Below are 17,425 nucleotides of genomic sequence, written 5' to 3'. Positions count from 1 at the left end.
TTGACAAATAAAAAATCGCTGATGTAATTACACTCAGCGATTTTTAGTTTATTAAATCATCGTCCTTACAAATCCTTCAAAGCTTGTTGGGCTTGCGCAAGGCTTTTGGCATTATTTTGTTGCTGTGCTGCTTTTTGAATGACTAACCACAATTGACGTTTCATGGCATCGCTTTGTGCATAGCTTAAACCACGACGTGCCAAGGCTTCTGCATTGGCAGGTTGCTTTTTTTGGTTGGCAATTAAAGCCAAATATAAATAGGTTTCAGCCGCTTGCGGGGCAAGTCGCTGCGCTTGCAAAGCTGCTGTTTCGGCCTGATTGAATTGACCTTGTTTATAAGCGGTCTGGGTTTGCTGCATCAACTTTTGAAAAGCAGGCAAACTACGACCATCCTCTAATTTTTGTTGCACGGTTTGTTGTGGCACCACCACTTGCAACGATTGACGCTTAATTTCTTCACGTTCATAAGGACGAATCACCACACCTTCTGGTGTCGTCACAGTTTTAGGTTTTTCAGGCACAGGCTGAGGAGCAGGCGGTTCAGGTAAACTCTGGCAAGCTACAATCGTTGCCATCGCACCCATAGCGAATGTGGTGAAAAAAACCTGTCTTAAACGTGATAATTTCATAAGCGTAACCAATCGATATCCTCAAGTTTAATTGATATAACTGCCGCTTGAGATGACACGACCATCGGTATTGTCATCTGATACAGGTTCAGTTTCACGGATATAATTTTCGATACTGTCACTGGTTTCAGGAGCTGCTTGTTGAGTTTCAGTATCGGGTTGGTAAACGGGTTCAACTTGATAGTGTGAAAAACCACATGCGGTTGCCTGACGTGGTACATTATTACGATTCACTGGAATATACATCGCACCTTCACAGCCTTGTGCAGATAAATGCCCAGAACTGCGGTCAATCCAATGCCATTGAATTTGTTCAGTCTGACGTAAGTTGACAGGTTTTTGACGCAATTGCTGCATCACATTACTCCAGACAGGCAAAGCACCAGACGAGCCTGTTAAGCCTGTGACTTTGTTATCATCCAAACCAAGCCATACAACGGCTAAATAATTGCCTGAATAGCCCGCAAACCATGAATCACGAGTATCATTGGTTGTACCTGATTTACCTGCCAATTTTAAATCTGTCGATAAGCTATTGTAAGCTGAACGACCTGTACCAGAACTCATCACTTGCTGTAAGCCATAATTCAAAATATAGGCGGCAGAAGGATCAATGGTTTGTTGTACGGTTAAACCATAACGATCCAGTAAACGTCCATTGGCATCGACTACGGTGCGAATCGCTTTGGTCGGATATTTAAAACCACCAGTGGCAAAGTTGCCATAAATATCCATCACCTGCATAGGCGATAAATCTACTGCACCCAAGAAAATAGATGGATATTGCGGAACCGCATCACTTGGTACACCAAATTTAATGAGGTGATTACGGAAGGTAGATAATCCAAACTCCTGTCCCAAACGAACTGCAGATAGGTTATAAGACTGAGATAGGGCTTGTGACATAGACACAATCCCATGATCGCTGCCGCTATAATTACGTGGTGTCCAAGATTTACCATCAATTGGGATGCTGATTTGGCTGTCTTCTACAGGACTTGCCCAGTTATATCGACCAGACTCAATCGCACTTAAATAAATAATTGGTTTGAGCAGTGAGCCAACTTGACGTTTGGCATCCAAGGCACGGTTAAAACCCGTAAAATCTTGCGTAGAACCTACCGCTGCCACTAACTCGCCATTTTCAGGATGAGAAATTAGCACCGCGCCTTGTAATTCTTTTAAACGCTTTGGATTGGCTTTGCTTAAACGCTCAACCGATGCTTTAAAAGCATTTTGTACGTTGGTTTGTGCAATCGGATCAAGCGTCGTGAAGATACGCAAACCCTGATTGGTCAAATCTCCTTCTTGATATTCAGTACGTAATTGACGGCGGACAATATCTAAAAAGTCAGGGAAACGGGCAGGGCCAATGGTCGGTTTTGTAATGACATTTAAGGGACGCGCAGTTTCTTTTTCATATTGTTCTTGGTTTAAATAACCCATCACCAACATATTGTTTAGTACAATGTCACGACGTTTTTTGGCAGCTTCAGGGTTGCGCCAAGGATTATATAATGATGGACCTTGTACCAAACCGACCAAAAAGGCTTGTTGTGAAATGTTTAGCTCACGCAACGGCATACCAAAATAAAACTGTGAAGCTAGACCATAACCATTAATAGAATAGTTACCGTTTTGACCTAAATTCACCTCATTTAAATAGGCTTCTAAGATTTCATCTTTGCTGTAATGTAGTTCAATCAGCATGGCCATGAGTGCTTCATTGGCCTTACGTTTTAAGGTGCGTTCTGGGCTTAAATAAAAGTTTTTCACCAATTGCTGCGTAAGGGTAGAACCACCCTGACGTTTGCCACCCGTGACGTTACTGACAATAGCACGTGCAGTACCACGAATTGAAACGCCGTGATGTTGATAGAAATTACGATCTTCAGTGGCAATAAGGGCTTCAATCAGCGGTTTAGGTACTTTATTCAGTTTAATCAGCACACGATCTTCATTGTGCTGTGGATAAATTCCGCCAATCAACATCGGTTCTAAACGTGCAATACCTGTATTAGATGGTTTGGTGGCGCTCACTTCACTAATTTGATTGTTGGCAAAACTGACTTTTAAAACCTGTTCAGGTTCGACACTGTCTCCAAAGTCAAAACCACGGGTATGCACAAATAAAGTATTACCATCGCTGACATAATTGCCTGATTTAGCATAATTATCTGTATTTTTATAGCCAAGCAGTTTCAGTTCTTGAGTAAAGTCGGTCTGGCTGACAGGTGCATTGCTATACACTTCTAACGGGCGTGCAAAAACCTTGGCTGGAATATCCCAACGCTGTCCTTCAAATTTGTCTCTGACAATATTATCCAGACGAATCAAGTAGATACTAAATGCAATAAATCCACCAATAACGATGATGCAAAATAGTAATGCAATTATGCCTATGCCACGCTCAGACTTCATAAATCGCGATAAGATCCTGATAAATTTTGCTAATCATGCGAAGCTTTTACTGAATTTGCAATAATTAATCTGTGACTGAAGGGAAAATATCGTCATAAAATTGAGCAGAAATGTAGTTTTAAAGTTTTTTTAAATCAACTAGGTTAGTGCTATGATAGGCGTCGAATCGTAGCGGAGCGATATCGCAGGTGCAAATTTCACATAAGAACTTTCGGAACATTGGACTGATTGGTCGTCCAGACAAATATTCTGTTGTAGAAACATTATGTCTGATTCACGACCATATTTTAGGATTGGGTTTGCATCCCGTTTTTGATTCTGACACTGCTCAACTTGTACCTTATAACAATACCCAAACAGTTAGCCGTGCTTTATTAGGCGAAGTGGTCGATTTGGTGATTGTGGTGGGTGGTGATGGTTCATTGCTGCATGCAGCACGCGCTTTGGTTAAATACAATACCCCTGTAATTGGTGTGAACCGCGGGCGTTTAGGCTTTTTAACCGATATTAAACCGACAGAAGTAATCTTTAAACTTGATCAGGTTTTGCAAGGGCATTTTCAGTCAGACCGCCGTTTTTTACTGGAAATGGAAGTGCGCTCTAAAGGCGAAATCATTTATGAAGCCATTGCCTTAAATGATGTGGTGCTACATTCGGGTAAGTCGGTTCACATGATTGACTTTGAACTGAATATTGATGGGCAATATGTCTATCGTCAGCACAGTGATGGTTTAATCGTTTCGACCCCAACAGGTTCAACGGCTTATGCTTTGTCGGGTGGTGGCCCAATTGTGCATCCGAGCATGGATGCAATTGCATTGGTGCCTATGCATCCACATACCTTGTCTTCACGCCCAATTGTGGTGGGTGGACACAGCGAAATTAAAATCAATATTCGTGAAAACCGTGTGTTGCCGATGGTCAGTGCCGATGGTCAACATAGTGTTTCATTAAATGTTGGAGATAGTTTGCATATCCGCAAACATCCTTATAAATTAAATTTATTACATCCACCAGGTTATGACTTCTATATGGCTTGTCGAACCAAGTTAGGGTGGAATCAAGATTTTGAATCAATGCAACAGCAGGATGAATGATGAATATTGAACAAATGCTTGCCGTACTCGATCCTGAAATTGTTGGACGTTTAAAAACGGCAATTGAAATTGGCAAGTGGCCTAATGGTGTTGCGCTGACCCAAGAGCAACGTCAAATTTGTATGCAAGCAGTGTATGCGTGGGAAATGAAAAACCTGCCTGAAACTGAGCGTAGTGGCTATATTGACCGTGGCACTAAAGAAGAAGGCGAGCAGTGTGATGACGATCATCACAAGCATGAAGAATTTAAACCAATTCGTTTTGTTTAATTGATGCAAAACTGCTTTCATGAAAATTGAAAGATAAAAAAGACGCCTGAGATGGGTGTCTTTTTTTGTATTTTCAATGAGGTTTTAGTTGTGACGATTTTGCCAAAGCTGCTGTGCGTTTTGCATCGCTACTGCATAATCATCACAAACGCCCATGGTATATAAAGCGATACCTATGGTTTCGGTAATGGCGACTTCACCATACTCATGAGTTTGCTGACCTAGCCAGACGGCTTTAAATACTGCCAAATCCAATTCTTCTTCTACAGGGCTACGGTTATCGGTCAGTTTAGGCAGTTCGTGTTCATATAAAGCGCCATTTTTGATGCCACAAATTAATGTCTTGGCATCAGGGTTGCGCTCAAATTCACCGCCTTCGCCTTTAATTACTGCACTGTTTTGATAACCCAACTGAAATGCGGCTTGTTGATGCGAGCTGCGATAAGCGGGGTGGAAGATCGCCTGCATGGTGGCTTTGGCATTAAAAGGATTGATTAAACGGGCAAGGGTATGAATAGGAGAACGTAAACCCATCACATTGCGTAAATTAATCAACTCACTCAAAATCGGTGAAATAACATCTAAAGGTAAATAAGCAAAATTACGCTGCGCTAATTGTTGCTCAACGTCTAGGTCATTTTGGCAAATTGGATAATCTAAATATTGCAGTGCTTGTTCGGTATATAAACGGTTGATGGTATGCCCAGAAGCACCATGCATCACCACTTTATAGCCATGTTTTGCTAAAGTCAGCGCTGCCAATAAAAACCACGGATAATGTCTGCGTTTACCTGCATAAGATGACCAGTCTAAATCGACCTGAAGCGGTTTAAATTGCAGTTGATCACGGGTAGCTTGTACAAAACCTGCCAACTCCTCTACAGATTCTTCCTTCACACGCAGCAACATTAAAAAAGCACCCAATTGCACATCCAACACTTCATTGCGCAAAATCATAGAAAAAGCTTGATAGGCCTCGTCATAGGTCAGTGAACGTGCGCCTGTTTTGCCTTTGCCAATAATTCGAATAAATTGTGCGAATGGATGTTCTGCATCTTTATAAATATTTCTTTTATTGGGGTTTGTATTTGGCATAAGCGAGTTCACACACATCTTTAGTTAGTATACTAGTGTATAAACTTCGGCAACAGTTTGCAGCACTATTCACAGCTTCAGCTTGTACGAGCTGCCACAAGTTTCATTGCATATCTGAAATGACGACTAAAGTTTGACTGTAAAGTAAGACAATCTGTAGGGATAAAACATGACAGCCTGTATAAAAATGCATAGCATGGATACTATTGAAAACAACAATTGAAAAATAAAGGATTGGATATGCTGGCTTATGATGCTGATTTAGAATTATTTAGAGATAACTTTCGACGTTTTATGCAGGAGCATATTGCACCGCATTATGCTGCGTGGGAACGTGAGGGCATCATGCCGCGCAGCGTGTGGAATCTGTTAGGTGAAAATGGCTTTTTATGTATTGATGTGCCTGAAGAATATGGCGGCTATGGTGTTCCAACGCATTATTCCCTAATGTTGGTCGAAGAGTCGGCACGTGCAGGTTATAGCGCACTCTCTACAGGTATTTCCTGTCACTCTGAAATTGCTGCGCCGTACATTTTGCATATTGGTACAGAAGAACAAAAACAATACTGGCTACCTAAAATGGTGTCGGGTGAAGTAGTTGGTGCAATTGGCATGACCGAGCCAGGTGCGGGTTCAGACTTACAAGCCATGCGTACTAATGCCATTTTGCAAGAAGATCATTATGTACTGAATGGCTCTAAAACCTTTATTTCCAATGGTCAGCATGCAGACTTGGTGGTTTTGGCAGTAAAAACTGATCCGCAAGCACGTGCCAAAGGCGTGTCGCTCATGTTGGTCGATACTCACTTGGAAGGCTTTAAAAAAGGCACCAATTTGGAAAAAATTGGTTTGCATTCACAAGATACGTCAGAGCTATTCTTCGACAATGTCAAAGTGCCGAAAAACCAACTGTTGGGACAGGCAGGGCATGGTTTTGCCTATTTAATACAAGAATTGCCACGTGAACGTACCGCGATTGCAGCCACAGCATTGGGTGCTATTCGTGGTTCAATTGATGTGACCACACAATATGTGCAAGAGCGTCAGGCGTTTGGACAAGCCATTGGTCAGTTCCAGAATACCCGTTTTGTTTTGGCACAGGCTAAAATTGATGAATTGGCAACCGCTGCTTTTTATAATCAAAACGTCGAATTGTATATGCAGGGCAAACTGGACGTCGAAACTGCAGCCGCTTTAAAAAGCTTTGCGACAGATATGCAAATGAAAATTGCCGATCAATTGCTGCAACTGTTTGGCGGTTATGGCTATATGACGGAATACCCGATTTCTCGTTTCTTTGTCGATGCGCGAATCCAGCGAATTTACGGTGGAACCAATGAAATTATGAAAGAAATTGTCGCGCGTGGTTTATTGGGGCGTTAAAACAATGCCTAAAAGTCCAATTGAATAAAGATCAAGGATCATCTCCAGAGTCAGCCCAGTGCTGGCTCTTTTTTTATGAATTTGATCAGACTTAAAAGCAATGAGCTGATTGATAATTACACTTAAAAATAAAATTACACCGCTTAGAATTAGAGATGCAAAAAAGAAAAGCATAGTTGCCCAGTTTTAAGCGGTACGTTGTGCAAAGTTGCGGCTTAAATGTATAGATTGGTGATGCTTTGATCAACTGTATGTTTTTAAATCTGAAACACTGAAAGTTGTATTGCGCAACATTTGAAAGCTAACTATTGTTATACTATTTGCAAAATGTTTATGAAGGGCGACATAACAATGATCCAAGACGATCAGAACACAACGACTTCTCTTGATCTCGCTAAAATCCGTGAAGATATTGACTCTGTAGATCAACAGATTCAGCAGCTGATTAACCGTCGAGCACGACTTGCTGAAGCGGTGGCGAAAGCAAAATTTGCAGCAGAAGAGAGCCCGTTGTTTTACCGTCCTGAACGTGAAGCGCAAGTTTTACGTAATGTTATGGAACGCAACGAAGGGCCGTTGTCTGATGTGACCATGGCACGTTTATTCCGTGAAATTATGTCGGCATGTTTGGCACTTGAAGCGCCACAAAGTATTGCGTTTTTAGGGCCAATTGGTACTTATACGCATTCCGCAGTACTTAAACATTTTGGTCAAGATGCGATTGTGCGTCCTTTGCCTACTATTGATGAAGTTTTCCGTGAAGTGGAAGCAGGCAGTGCACACTATGGTTTAGTACCTGTCGAAAACTCATCTGAAGGTGTGGTGAACCATACTTTAGATTGCTTTAAATCATCGCCATTAAATGTGATTGGTGAAGTAGAATTGCGTATTCATCACCAATTCCTTGTGTCAGAAAACACTCGTAAAGACAGCATTAAACAAATTTATGCGCATCAGCAAACTTTGGCACAATGCCGTAAATGGTTAGATGTACATTATCCGGGTGTAGAACGTGTGGCACTCAGCTCCAATGCAGAAGCAGCGCGCCGTATTCGTAATGAATGGCATTCTGCTGCAATTGCTTCTGAAATTGCGGCCAATATTTACGAACTCGAAATTTTACATAGCAATATTGAAGATAACCCAGAAAATACCACACGTTTCTTGGTGATTGGTCGTGAGAAAGTTCCACCAAGTGGCAATGATAAAACTTCATTGTTGGTGTCTGCACATGACCGCGCAGGGGCATTGCTTGAGATTCTTGCACCATTTGCGAAGCACAATATTAGCTTGACCAGTATTGAAACACGTCCTGCCTTGCCTGAAAAATGGGCCTATGTATTCTTCATTGACCTAGAAGGGCATGTCGAGCAAGACAATGTCCGTGCAGCGATTGAAGAAATCCGTCCATTGGTGAAAGAAATTCGTGTCTTGGGTTCTTATCCTGCTGCCGTGTTGTAATCGTATTTAATTCAGTGATGTGCATGTTTGTCATGCGCGCCACATTCACCACCTAGTCAACTGGAAGTGTAAAATGTCGTTTGTCCCAGCCAATGAAGGCATCTCGAAGTTAAAGCCTTATCAACCAGGTAAACCAATCAGTGAACTTGAGCGTGAGTTGGGGATTACAGATATCGTCAAACTTGCTTCAAATGAAAACCCATTGGGCTGTTCAGACAAAGTCAAAGAAGCCGTTGCAGCAGAAATTGCTGAAATTGGTCGCTATCCAGATGGTGGTGGTTTTATTTTAAAAGACCAAATTCAAAAACAATTTGGCTTTGCGCATGACCGTATTACTTTGGGTAATGGTTCAAACGATTTGCTAGAAATGTTTGCTCGCGCATTCGTTTCAGATCAAGATTCAGTGTTGTATAGCCAACATGCCTTTGCAGTATATGCTTTGGTAACGCAAGCGATTAATGCTCAAGCGATTGAAGTGCCTGCCAAAGGCTTCTCACATGACTTGGATGCTATGGCAGCAGCAATTCAAGACAACACCAAGTTAATTTTTATTGCTAACCCAAATAACCCAACAGGCACATGGTTTGAAGAGGCTGAATTTGAAGCCTTTATGCAAAAAGTTCCTGCACGGGTGATTGTGGTATTAGATGAAGCCTATGTGGAATATTTCCCAGAAAACTTCAACAGCCTTAAATTCCTTGAGCAATATCCAAACTTAATCGTGAGCCGTACTTTATCTAAGTGCTATGGTTTGGCGGCGCTGCGCGTTGGTTTTGCTTTAGCTTCTGCAGAAGTGACCGATTATTTAAACCGTATTCGTCAACCATTTAACGTCAATCACTTGGCAATGGTGGCTGCGGTTGCGGCATTAAAAGACGAAGATTTTATCGAAAAATCACGTATTGCCAACAAAGCAGGCATGGCGCAATTGGAAGCAGGCTTTAAAGCATTGGGTCTGAATTATGTGCCTTCACGTGCTAACTTTATTTTGGTAGATGTAGAAGCCGATCCGGGTCAAACTTTTAACGCCTTATTGAAAGAAGGTGTAATTGTACGTCCTGTGGGTATTACGACCCATTTACGTGTTTCAATTGGCACAGAAGCAGAAAATGCCAAGTTCCTGCGTGCATTAGCCAAAGTATTGGGCAAGGAAGCGAAGGCATAAAACATGGCGCAACCATTGTTTGAAAAAGTTGCATTTATCGGACTCGGGCTAATAGGCTCGAGTTTGGCACGTGTAATGCTGGCAGAAAACTTAAGTCGGCATATTGTGGCATCGACCCGTTCTGAAAAAACGCTGCAAGATGCTTTGGAATTAGGATTAATTGAACAAGGCTTTAACAATCCTGTAGATGCGGTACAAGGCGCAGATTTAGTGGTGTTGGCGCTACCTGTGCAAGCTACAGAAAAAGTCTTGCGATTAATTCAGCCACATTTGGCAGATAATGTAATTCTGACCGATGTAGGCAGCACCAAAGGCAGTGTCGTGGCTGCAGCCAAAGCGGTTTTTGGAGAACATTTACCTGCAGGTTTTGTACCCGGGCATCCAATTGCTGGGGCAGAGCATACAGGCGTGCATGCAGGCAAGGTTGATTTATTTGCCAATCACAAAGTCATTTTGACACCATTGCCAAGCAGTGCGCCGTGGGCAGTCAATAAACTGATTCAAATGTGGGAAAGCGCCAAAGCCGAAGTAATTTGCATGGATGTGGAAAAACATGATGAGGTATTGGCGTATACCAGTCATCTTCCACATTTAATGGCCTTTAATTTGGTCGAACAATTGGCAAATCGGGAAGATAATTTAGACATTTTCCGCTATGCTGCAGGTGGCTTTCGTGACTTCTCACGTATTGCTGCCAGCGATCCACAAATGTGGCATGACATTTTCTTGGCCAATAAAACTGCATTGTTAAAAGCGGTGGATGGCTTTGAAAGTCAACTCGCGATTATTCGCCAACTGATTGAACAAGAAGACTCGCATGCTTTAATGGGCTTGCTTGGACATGCACAAGCGGCACGACAGCATTTTAATCATATGCTCGCCAAGAAACCTTTTATGGAGAACAATAACGTGACACAACAATTTACGATTTTGCCGGGTGCTAAGACTTTCCAAGGTAAATTTACCGTACCGGGTGACAAATCTGTGTCACATCGTTCCATTATGTTTGGTGCAATTGCCGAAGGCACTACGCATGTGACAGGTTTCCTTGAAGGTGAAGATGCATTGGCGACTTTGCAAGCATTTCGTGATATGGGTGTGAGCATTGAAGGCCCTAAAAATGGTGAAGTCACCATTCATGGCGTAGGCATGCAAGGTTTAAAAGCACCTGCAAGCGCAATTTATATGGGCAACTCAGGCACATCTATGCGTTTGTTGGCAGGCATGTTATCTGCACAGCAGTTTGATTCTGTTATGACAGGTGATGCGTCATTGACCAAGCGTCCAATGGAACGTATTGCTAAACCATTGCGTGAAATGGGTGCACAAATTCAAACGACGGGTGAACGTGGCACACCGCCAGTATCGATTACAGGTGCGCAAGCGCTGAAAGGTATTCACTATGATTTGCCAATGGCATCTGCACAGGTGAAATCAGGTATTTTATTGGCAGGGCTTTGGGCAGAAGGTGAAACTTCAGTGACTGAGCCTGAACCAACGCGTGACCATACCGAACGTATGTTACGTGCATTTGGTTATGAAGTGAAAACTGAAGGTAACCGTATTTCATTGCAAGGCGGCGGTAAATTGGTGGGTACAGATATTCAAGTACCTTCTGATATTTCATCTGCGGCATTCTTCATGGTGGGTGCAGCCATTACAGAAAATTCAGATGTAACCTTAGAAGCGGTGGGCATTAACCCAACCCGTACAGGTGTGATTGAAATTCTGAAACAAATGGGTGCAGACCTGAGCGTGGAAAATGAACGTATTGCAGGCGGTGAACCAATTGCAGATATTCGTATTCGTGGTTCACGTACTTTAAAAGGGATTCATGTTCCTGAAGATCAAGTGCCATTGGCGATTGATGAATTTCCTGCATTGTTCATTGCTGCAGCTTGTGCTGAAGGTCAAACTGTACTGACAGGTGCTGCAGAATTGCGCGTAAAAGAATCAGACCGTATTCAAGTGATGGCAGATGGTTTAAAAACCATGGGCATTGACTGCACACCAACTGACGATGGCATCATCATTCAGGGTAAAGGCAAAGCAGGCGACTGGTCAGCGATATTTACAGGCGGCGAGATTGAATCACATCATGACCATCGTATCGCCATGAGTTTCTCTATGGCAGGCTTGCGTACTTCTGGTGAAATTAAAATTGTAGGTACAGAAACAGTAGCAACAAGTTTCCCTACCTTTACTGAGCTTGCAGGTGTGGCAGGTCTGAATATTCAAGTGACAGAATAAGCCAAAACGATAGGGGCTGCGATGAAGAGTCGCAAAGCCTAGACTTTATGCTGAAACAGCCAAGCTTTTGCTTGGCTGTTTGCGTTTTATTGCTTATGCTAAACCCATACAAGAAAAAAGCCTTTGGGTTCGAGCATGCGCAAATTAAAATTTATGGCGAATTGTGAAAATAAACAAGAGTTACAAGATTGCACTCTGGCACAGAATTATGTGGCGAATTTACTTTCACAGAATTTATCCCAATATGGTTTTCAGACTTTGCCACAAAGCGGTGCGCAAGTGGCAGTGAGTGTAGATGAATACGCTTTACCATTGGCAGTAAACTGTCAGAGCCGTGATGAAGATGGGCATTTGATTTGTGTAATTACCTCATACCCAAATGAAGAGCAAGACTGGCTGGAGCGTATTACTGAGCAAAGCTTGCTAAATCAATTGGCGCAAGCAGTAGAAAACACCTTGAAAGAAGATCATTCATTTAGTGAGTTTGAATGGAAAGGTTAAAACAATGTAGATGCAAATGAGTCATTTAAAATTTATACTTGATTTATAAATCAAAATTATTCATTTTTTAAATGATATGTCATCTAATTGACACATCCTAACCGTATATTGAGCAGCAAGAAAAATACAACATAACAACCTGATTTTAACCCGCTTAATTTGGGAGAGTTAAGTGGGTTTTTTATTGCCTAGAGAAATGTTGCAAGTACTATAAAAAAAATAAGCTCAACTGATCAGAGTGAATCAATGTTTTTTTAAAGCAGACACTGAAATAAAAGCACCTCAGCCTCCACGTTGGATTGATCTAAGAGATCATCTTCTAGCAATACAACGCAACGTGTTTTTCCGATAGGGTTAAACAAAAACACGCATTGGAGTTTGTTGAAAGCTGCTGCTATAGTGAGCGCAGTATTTTTTATTTAGGTGGTTTATGCTCGCTTTAATTTCTCCAGCCAAGACTTTAGATTATGAAACTGCATTACCAAGCGATGAATATACTCAACCTAGATTACTTGAACATTCACAAGAGTTAATTGATGTAGCGCGTAAACTTTCTGCTACTGAACTTGCCAGTTTAATGAGTGTGAGTGAAAAAATTGCCACTTTAAATGTCGAGCGTTTTCGTGACTGGCAAGCAGAATTTGATCTTGCCAATGCGCGTCAGGCCATGTTTGCTTTTAAAGGTGATGTGTACACAGGCTTAGATGCTTATAGTTTGTCTGCTGCAGATATTGAGTTTGCTCAACAACACCTGCGTATGCTTTCTGGCTTATATGGCTTATTGCGTCCTTTAGATTTAATGATGCCGTATCGTTTGGAAATGGGCACTAAGTTGCATAATGCGCGCGGTGAAAATTTGTATCGTTTCTGGGGCGATATCATCACCAATTTAATTAACCAAGATTTAAAACATAACCAGTCGGCATTATTAGTTAATCTAGCTTCCGATGAATATTATAAGTCGGTGCAGGAAGCAAAAATTCAGGCTGAAATTATTAAACCTGTATTTTTAGATCAGAAAAATGGTAAATATAAAGTCATCAGTTTTTATGCCAAAAAAGCCCGTGGTTTGATGGCACGTTTTATCATCGAGAATAAATTAGAACGCGCAGAAGACTTAAAAGCATTCAATAGTGAAGGTTATTATTTCGATGCAGACAGTTCTTTAAAAGGCGAATTGGTCTTTAAACGTGACGAGCAAGCCGCCTAACTGTCGGTTTAATCGTTGAATCTCCCATCATGCTAACCTATGGCAGATGGGGGCGAGACTGACCAATCTCCTGTTTGTACTCTTAAAGCTGTTTAAAGGCTTCTATGGCACGTAATCGGCTAAGTTTTAAATCTACAATTGGATGCGGATAATCCAGTTTTAGATTTGGATTTTTCGCATATGGTTCATGAATATTTTTGGCATCTAAATGAGCCAGTTTAGGTAGCCATGTGCGAATATAATCACCATTGGGGTCAAACTTTTGTGATTGGCTCACAGGGTTGAAAATCCTAAAATAGGGCACTGCATCTGTACCAGTCGAGGCACACCATTGCCAGCCACCGTTATTGGCAGCCAAATCACCATCAATTAAATGTTGCATAAACCACTGTTCGCCCAAGCGCCAGTCAATTAACAGGTTTTTGCACAGAAACATTGCGCAAATCATTCTGACTCGATTATGCATCCAGCCCGTTTGCAAAAGTTGTTGCATGCCTGCATCCACAATGGGGATGCCTGTTTTTCCTTGTTGCCATGCTGCTAAACCTGCAGGATCATTTCGCCACGCCACCTGTGCGGTCTGCTCTTTAAAAGGGCGGTGCTTTGAAACTTTGGGATAATCAAACAAAATATGTTGATAAAACTCACGCCAAAGTAATTCATCTAACCAAGTTTGTTGTCCTACATTTTCGAGATGAAAATGCCCTTGTGAATGAGCAAAAACCGCAGCCAGACATTGCCGAATGGAGAGAATGCCACAGTTTAAATACGCAGATAATTGGCTGGTACCAGACAACGCAGGAAAATCACGCTGTTGCTGATAATCGTGCATTTTTTCACGTGTAAAATCATCCAACAAGTGATGTGCATGTTGTTCCGTGACTGCCCATAAGTTTTGTTGTGCCGTTGGAAGCGGGTCGAAACCTAAGTGTTCTAAACTTGGCACTGTAGAGAGATATTGTTTAGGAAGTTGGATGGGTAGTTGTGGTTGCGGCAGAGGAAAGCAACGCGGAATACTGACATTCAACTGTTGATAGGCATACTTTTTAAATGCGCTGAATACCTGATACGGTTTCATGCTCTGATTGCGCACCGTACCCACAGGAAAAAGCGTGCGGTCATGGTACAAAACCAAATCCTGACCGTGTTGGTTCAAGGTTTGTTGAACTTCAAGATCACGTTTTAGCTCATTCACTCCCAATTCAATATTGGCATAAATATTTTGAATCGGATGAGAGTCCTTCAATGTTTGGCATAGTTGGAGCAGTGTTTGTGCAATGTCAGCCCAAGATGGTGTAATTTGAACAATCAGTGGGATATTGAGTTGTGCGAGTTCGTCTTTTAGTGCATTTAATTGACGCAAGTAAAAGTCAATTTTAATGGGCGCATCGTGATGTAAACGATATTGCTGAGGCGAAAGAATCACCACGCCAATACAAGCTCCTGCTTGGCTAGCATGCCAAAGTGCGGTGTGATCTGAAATTCTTAAATCTTGTCGGAACCAAACTAAATTATAGTTTTGCATGGGAAGAATGCTTGATGTGAGCGCTAGAAAGGTGACTTCATTATAAGCATGACTGGGTAAAATTGTCTTAAATGTGAAGGATTTATTTGACCAATAAAACAACAATGTGCTGTGTTGATTTTTCCTGTAATGATCTTTCCGCAATAGTCTGCCTGAAAGGATCTTTCAGTCATGTGCTTATCCTGAATTTTAGAATGACAAACAAAAAAGGCAAAGTAAAAATACTTTGCCTTTTGCTTCGATCAATACTGATCTTAGTGGTGATGACCACCCGCACCGTGTACGTGACCGTGATCTAATTCTTCTTGAGAAGCTTCACGGATTTCAATGATTTCAACTTCAAACGTTAAATCTTGACCAGCAAGTGGGAAGTTTGCATCAACAATTACGTTGTCGCCTTCAACTGCTTTTACAGTTACGATTTGAACGCCATCATCAGTTTGCGCTTGGAATTGCATGCCTGCTTGGATGTTGTCTACACCTTGGAACATTTGTGCAGGAACTTCTTGTACTAAGTCTGGGTTGTATTCGCCATAACCTTCAGCTGCAGGTACGTTTACAGTAAATTTTTCACCTACTGTTTTACCTTCTAACGCTTTTTCTAAACCAGGGATGATATTACCTGCACCATGCAAATAGGCAAGTGGTTCACCTTGAGATTTGTCGAGAGTTTCACCCTCTGCGTTAGTCAATGTGTAGTGGAAAGAAACCACGAGGTCATTTGCAATAGCAGTCATGTTATTGATCCATTCAATTTTTTAAGGGTACATCATAAAGTGAAACGTGGAATTTGTTATAGACATTTCTGCAAATTCTTCACTTTTCCGAGTTTTTTATGACATTTTTTAGTTAATCGGGGCAATTTTTATAATTTCAATGCAAATTTGTGCGTCATACCTATAAATTTGCAGATTTTATTGCAGGCTCATTTTAAGCCCTTTGTATGATGTGTAGATGACAATAAAAAAGATGGGACATTGCCCATCTTGGTGATATTTAATTCTTGAGGATCATCGGCTTCTAACCGAGTGAAGTTTTCTCATCTTCTACAGGTTGATGGCTAAAGAAATTAAACAAACTGCCAAACCACATCATGATTCTTTCAAAAATATTGGCTTCAACAATGTTGACCTGTTCTTCAATTGCAAAGCTGTTAATCAATTGATTATTTTGATAAACGTGTACGGTTGCCAGTTTCATAACCTGTGCCAATGGCGCAGTCAGTAACTTTTCAGACAATTCAATATTGACATGCGTTTGTGTACGCTGTGCAGGTTCAAGTGTTTCTAATTCGCCCTGTGCATTCACAAGTTGTAGACGTTGAGTACTTTGATCAAACTGCGACAAGTTAATTGCATATGGCTGTTCATACAATGATGTCGTCACAAACTTTGGCTGACTGCTTTCAATCTTAAACATGCGTAAGGTCGATTTCACCACAGGCAATTCTGCAATCATTTGTTTGGGTTTAATCGCGACTTCATTACGGGTATAGCTATAAGCTAAATTTAATAATTGATGTGCCACTTCAGCACGTTTTTGCGCACTCTTGGTTCCCATCACCACCACCACTAAACGACGCTCAGGTGCAGCACTATCCAATGTTGGGCGGTTTGCAGTTAAGGCAAGGTTGTAGCCTGCAGCTTTGGTGAAGCCTGTTTTTAACCCATCTACACTTGGGTCTTGTTTTAATAATATATTGGTCGCACGGTGAAAGTGCTGATTGTAGGTAAAACTAGTTTGTTTTGAATAAGCCAAATAATCGGGTGTTTCAGTCACTATCGCTTGTGCTAAACGTGCCATATCTGCCGCAGAAGAATAATGACTAGGCATAGTCACACCAGACGGATTCTGAAAATGTGTGTCTTGCATACCCAAAGCTTGCGCTTCCTGATTCATTCGGGCAATAAACTGCGGCACACCACCTGCAACACGTTCACCTAAAGTGAGTGCAGCATCGTTAGCAGACATAATAATTAAGCCTGCCAATAATTGATCTACCGAAATCTGCTCACCTGCTTTTAGATACATTTGTGATTCATCCCACATCACTTGTTCTACCACAGGTGTTGCGGTCAAAATTTCATGTCGGTCTAATTTACCTGCCTGAATATCTTTCAGCACAATATAGGCCACCATCATTTTAGTGAGTGAAGCAGGTGCACGTTGTACGTGACTATTGTGTTCTGCAATCACTTGCCCAGATTGTGGGTCTAAAATTGCCCATGCTTCGGCTTCGACACTTTCAGCTTGAATATTCAATAATGCGGCATGCGTGATTGCGCTGCAGAGCCAGCAGAGCGCCGCAATCAGATAGATAACACGTTTCAAAGAAGTTCCTTATTTACACCAATCCATTGGTGTCACAATGGTTTTAAGCAGCAAAAACAATAACAATTGACTAGGGAATGCTATGCCT

14 protein-coding genes are annotated in these 17,425 nt (G+C 41.7%); 8 read left to right on the top strand and 6 right to left on the bottom strand.

Annotation, left to right across the window (positions count from 1 at the left end):
• Nucleotides 1-65 precede the first annotated feature (65 nt).
• Together FTT74_RS07560 and mrcB are read right to left on the bottom strand one after the other, a co-directional pair.
• Complete coding sequence (locus tag FTT74_RS07560; protein ID WP_096901888.1) at nucleotides 66-584, bottom strand: hypothetical protein; 519 nt, start codon at nucleotides 582-584, stop codon at nucleotides 66-68.
• 72 nt (nucleotides 585-656) lie between these two features.
• On the bottom strand, nucleotides 657-3,050 hold the full coding sequence (gene mrcB / locus FTT74_RS07555) for a penicillin-binding protein 1B (RefSeq protein WP_179988817.1): 2,394 nt from the start codon (nucleotides 3,048-3,050) through the stop codon (nucleotides 657-659).
• Between the two features lie 179 nt (nucleotides 3,051-3,229).
• Between mrcB and FTT74_RS07550 the strand changes: the two genes are divergently transcribed.
• Complete coding sequence (locus FTT74_RS07550; protein WP_207973958.1) at nucleotides 3,230-4,147, top strand: NAD(+) kinase; 918 nt, start codon at nucleotides 3,230-3,232, stop codon at nucleotides 4,145-4,147.
• Nucleotides 4,147-4,416, top strand: coding sequence for a YeaC family protein (locus tag FTT74_RS07545; RefSeq protein ID WP_004972971.1), 270 nt, complete (start codon nucleotides 4,147-4,149; stop codon nucleotides 4,414-4,416). The genes FTT74_RS07550 and FTT74_RS07545 overlap by 1 nt, the downstream gene beginning before the upstream one ends.
• An 84-nt stretch (nucleotides 4,417-4,500) precedes the next feature.
• On the opposite strand, the gene FTT74_RS07540 is transcribed toward FTT74_RS07545, so the two are convergent.
• Nucleotides 4,501-5,511, bottom strand: a complete 1,011-nt coding sequence (locus tag FTT74_RS07540) for a glycosyl transferase family protein (protein WP_178318933.1) — start codon at nucleotides 5,509-5,511, stop codon at nucleotides 4,501-4,503.
• Nucleotides 5,512-5,751: 240 nt separating this feature from the next.
• On the opposite strand from FTT74_RS07540, the gene FTT74_RS07535 reads away from it, so the two are divergent.
• From FTT74_RS07535 to yaaA, 6 genes are all read left to right on the top strand, one after another.
• Nucleotides 5,752-6,894 (top strand): acyl-CoA dehydrogenase family protein, encoded by a 1,143-nt coding sequence (locus FTT74_RS07535; RefSeq protein ID WP_179988816.1) that lies wholly within the window; start codon nucleotides 5,752-5,754, stop codon nucleotides 6,892-6,894.
• 351 nt (nucleotides 6,895-7,245) lie between these two features.
• A complete protein-coding gene (gene pheA / locus FTT74_RS07530) occupies nucleotides 7,246-8,355 on the top strand; it encodes a prephenate dehydratase (protein ID WP_004972976.1) in 1,110 nt (369 codons plus the stop codon).
• Nucleotides 8,356-8,428: 73 nt separating this feature from the next.
• Entirely contained in the window at nucleotides 8,429-9,520 is a 1,092-nt protein-coding gene (gene hisC / locus FTT74_RS07525) for a histidinol-phosphate transaminase (RefSeq protein WP_004972978.1), read from the top strand.
• 3 nt (nucleotides 9,521-9,523) lie between these two features.
• A complete protein-coding gene (locus FTT74_RS07520; protein ID WP_136144523.1) occupies nucleotides 9,524-11,770 on the top strand; it encodes a bifunctional prephenate dehydrogenase/3-phosphoshikimate 1-carboxyvinyltransferase in 2,247 nt (748 codons plus the stop codon).
• Between the two features lie 135 nt (nucleotides 11,771-11,905).
• The gene (locus tag FTT74_RS07515; RefSeq protein WP_168417980.1) at nucleotides 11,906-12,271 is read left to right on the top strand and encodes a hypothetical protein; all 366 of its coding nucleotides are present in this window, start codon (nucleotides 11,906-11,908) and stop codon (nucleotides 12,269-12,271) included.
• Between the two features lie 430 nt (nucleotides 12,272-12,701).
• Nucleotides 12,702-13,481 carry a peroxide stress protein YaaA gene (yaaA, locus tag FTT74_RS07510; protein WP_004972986.1) on the top strand — a complete coding sequence of 260 codons (780 nt, stop codon included), beginning with the start codon at nucleotides 12,702-12,704 and terminating at the stop codon, nucleotides 13,479-13,481.
• Between the two features lie 82 nt (nucleotides 13,482-13,563).
• On the opposite strand, the gene FTT74_RS07505 is transcribed toward yaaA, so the two are convergent.
• The 3 genes from FTT74_RS07505 to FTT74_RS07495 all read right to left on the bottom strand — a co-directional run bounded on the left by FTT74_RS07505 (nucleotide 13,564) and on the right by FTT74_RS07495 (nucleotide 17,337).
• Nucleotides 13,564-15,006: a deoxyribodipyrimidine photo-lyase gene (locus FTT74_RS07505; RefSeq protein WP_179988815.1), complete on the bottom strand. Its 1,443-nt coding sequence runs from the start codon at nucleotides 15,004-15,006 to the stop codon at nucleotides 13,564-13,566.
• Nucleotides 15,007-15,260: 254 nt separating this feature from the next.
• Complete coding sequence (gene slyD, locus FTT74_RS07500) at nucleotides 15,261-15,743, bottom strand: peptidylprolyl isomerase (RefSeq protein ID WP_096901865.1); 483 nt, start codon at nucleotides 15,741-15,743, stop codon at nucleotides 15,261-15,263.
• Between the two features lie 283 nt (nucleotides 15,744-16,026).
• Nucleotides 16,027-17,337 carry a D-alanyl-D-alanine carboxypeptidase family protein gene (locus FTT74_RS07495; protein ID WP_179988814.1) on the bottom strand — a complete coding sequence of 437 codons (1,311 nt, stop codon included), beginning with the start codon at nucleotides 17,335-17,337 and terminating at the stop codon, nucleotides 16,027-16,029.
• Nucleotides 17,338-17,425 lie beyond the last annotated feature (88 nt).

This window comes from Acinetobacter sp. YH01007 (assembly GCF_013420425.1).
Classification (GTDB): Bacteria; Pseudomonadota; Gammaproteobacteria; order Pseudomonadales; family Moraxellaceae; genus Acinetobacter; species Acinetobacter towneri.
Note: the sequence above shows the minus strand (reverse complement) of the source record. Positions and strands in the feature narration are given on the sequence as shown.

Bases quoted from the DNA above. Each gene is read 5' to 3' on its own strand.
- FTT74_RS07560 (WP_096901888.1), bottom strand. From the start codon at position 584: ATGGGTGCGATGGCAACGATTGTAGCTTGCCAGAGTTTACCTGAACCG.
- FTT74_RS07540 (WP_178318933.1), bottom strand. From the start codon at position 5,511: ATGCCAAATACAAACCCCAATAAAAGAAATATTTATAAAGATGCAGAA.
- hisC (WP_004972978.1), top strand. From the start codon at position 8,429: ATGTCGTTTGTCCCAGCCAATGAAGGCATCTCGAAGTTAAAGCCTTAT.
- slyD (WP_096901865.1), bottom strand. From the start codon at position 15,743: ATGACTGCTATTGCAAATGACCTCGTGGTTTCTTTCCACTACACATTG.
- yaaA (WP_004972986.1), top strand. From the start codon at position 12,702: ATGCTCGCTTTAATTTCTCCAGCCAAGACTTTAGATTATGAAACTGCA.
- FTT74_RS07535 (WP_179988816.1), top strand. From the start codon at position 5,752: ATGCTGGCTTATGATGCTGATTTAGAATTATTTAGAGATAACTTTCGA.
- pheA (WP_004972976.1), top strand. From the start codon at position 7,246: ATGATCCAAGACGATCAGAACACAACGACTTCTCTTGATCTCGCTAAA.
- FTT74_RS07515 (WP_168417980.1), top strand. From the start codon at position 11,906: ATGCGCAAATTAAAATTTATGGCGAATTGTGAAAATAAACAAGAGTTA.
- FTT74_RS07520 (WP_136144523.1), top strand. From the start codon at position 9,524: ATGGCGCAACCATTGTTTGAAAAAGTTGCATTTATCGGACTCGGGCTA.
- mrcB (WP_179988817.1), bottom strand. From the start codon at position 3,050: ATGAAGTCTGAGCGTGGCATAGGCATAATTGCATTACTATTTTGCATC.
- FTT74_RS07505 (WP_179988815.1), bottom strand. From the start codon at position 15,006: ATGCAAAACTATAATTTAGTTTGGTTCCGACAAGATTTAAGAATTTCA.
- FTT74_RS07545 (WP_004972971.1), top strand. From the start codon at position 4,147: ATGAATATTGAACAAATGCTTGCCGTACTCGATCCTGAAATTGTTGGA.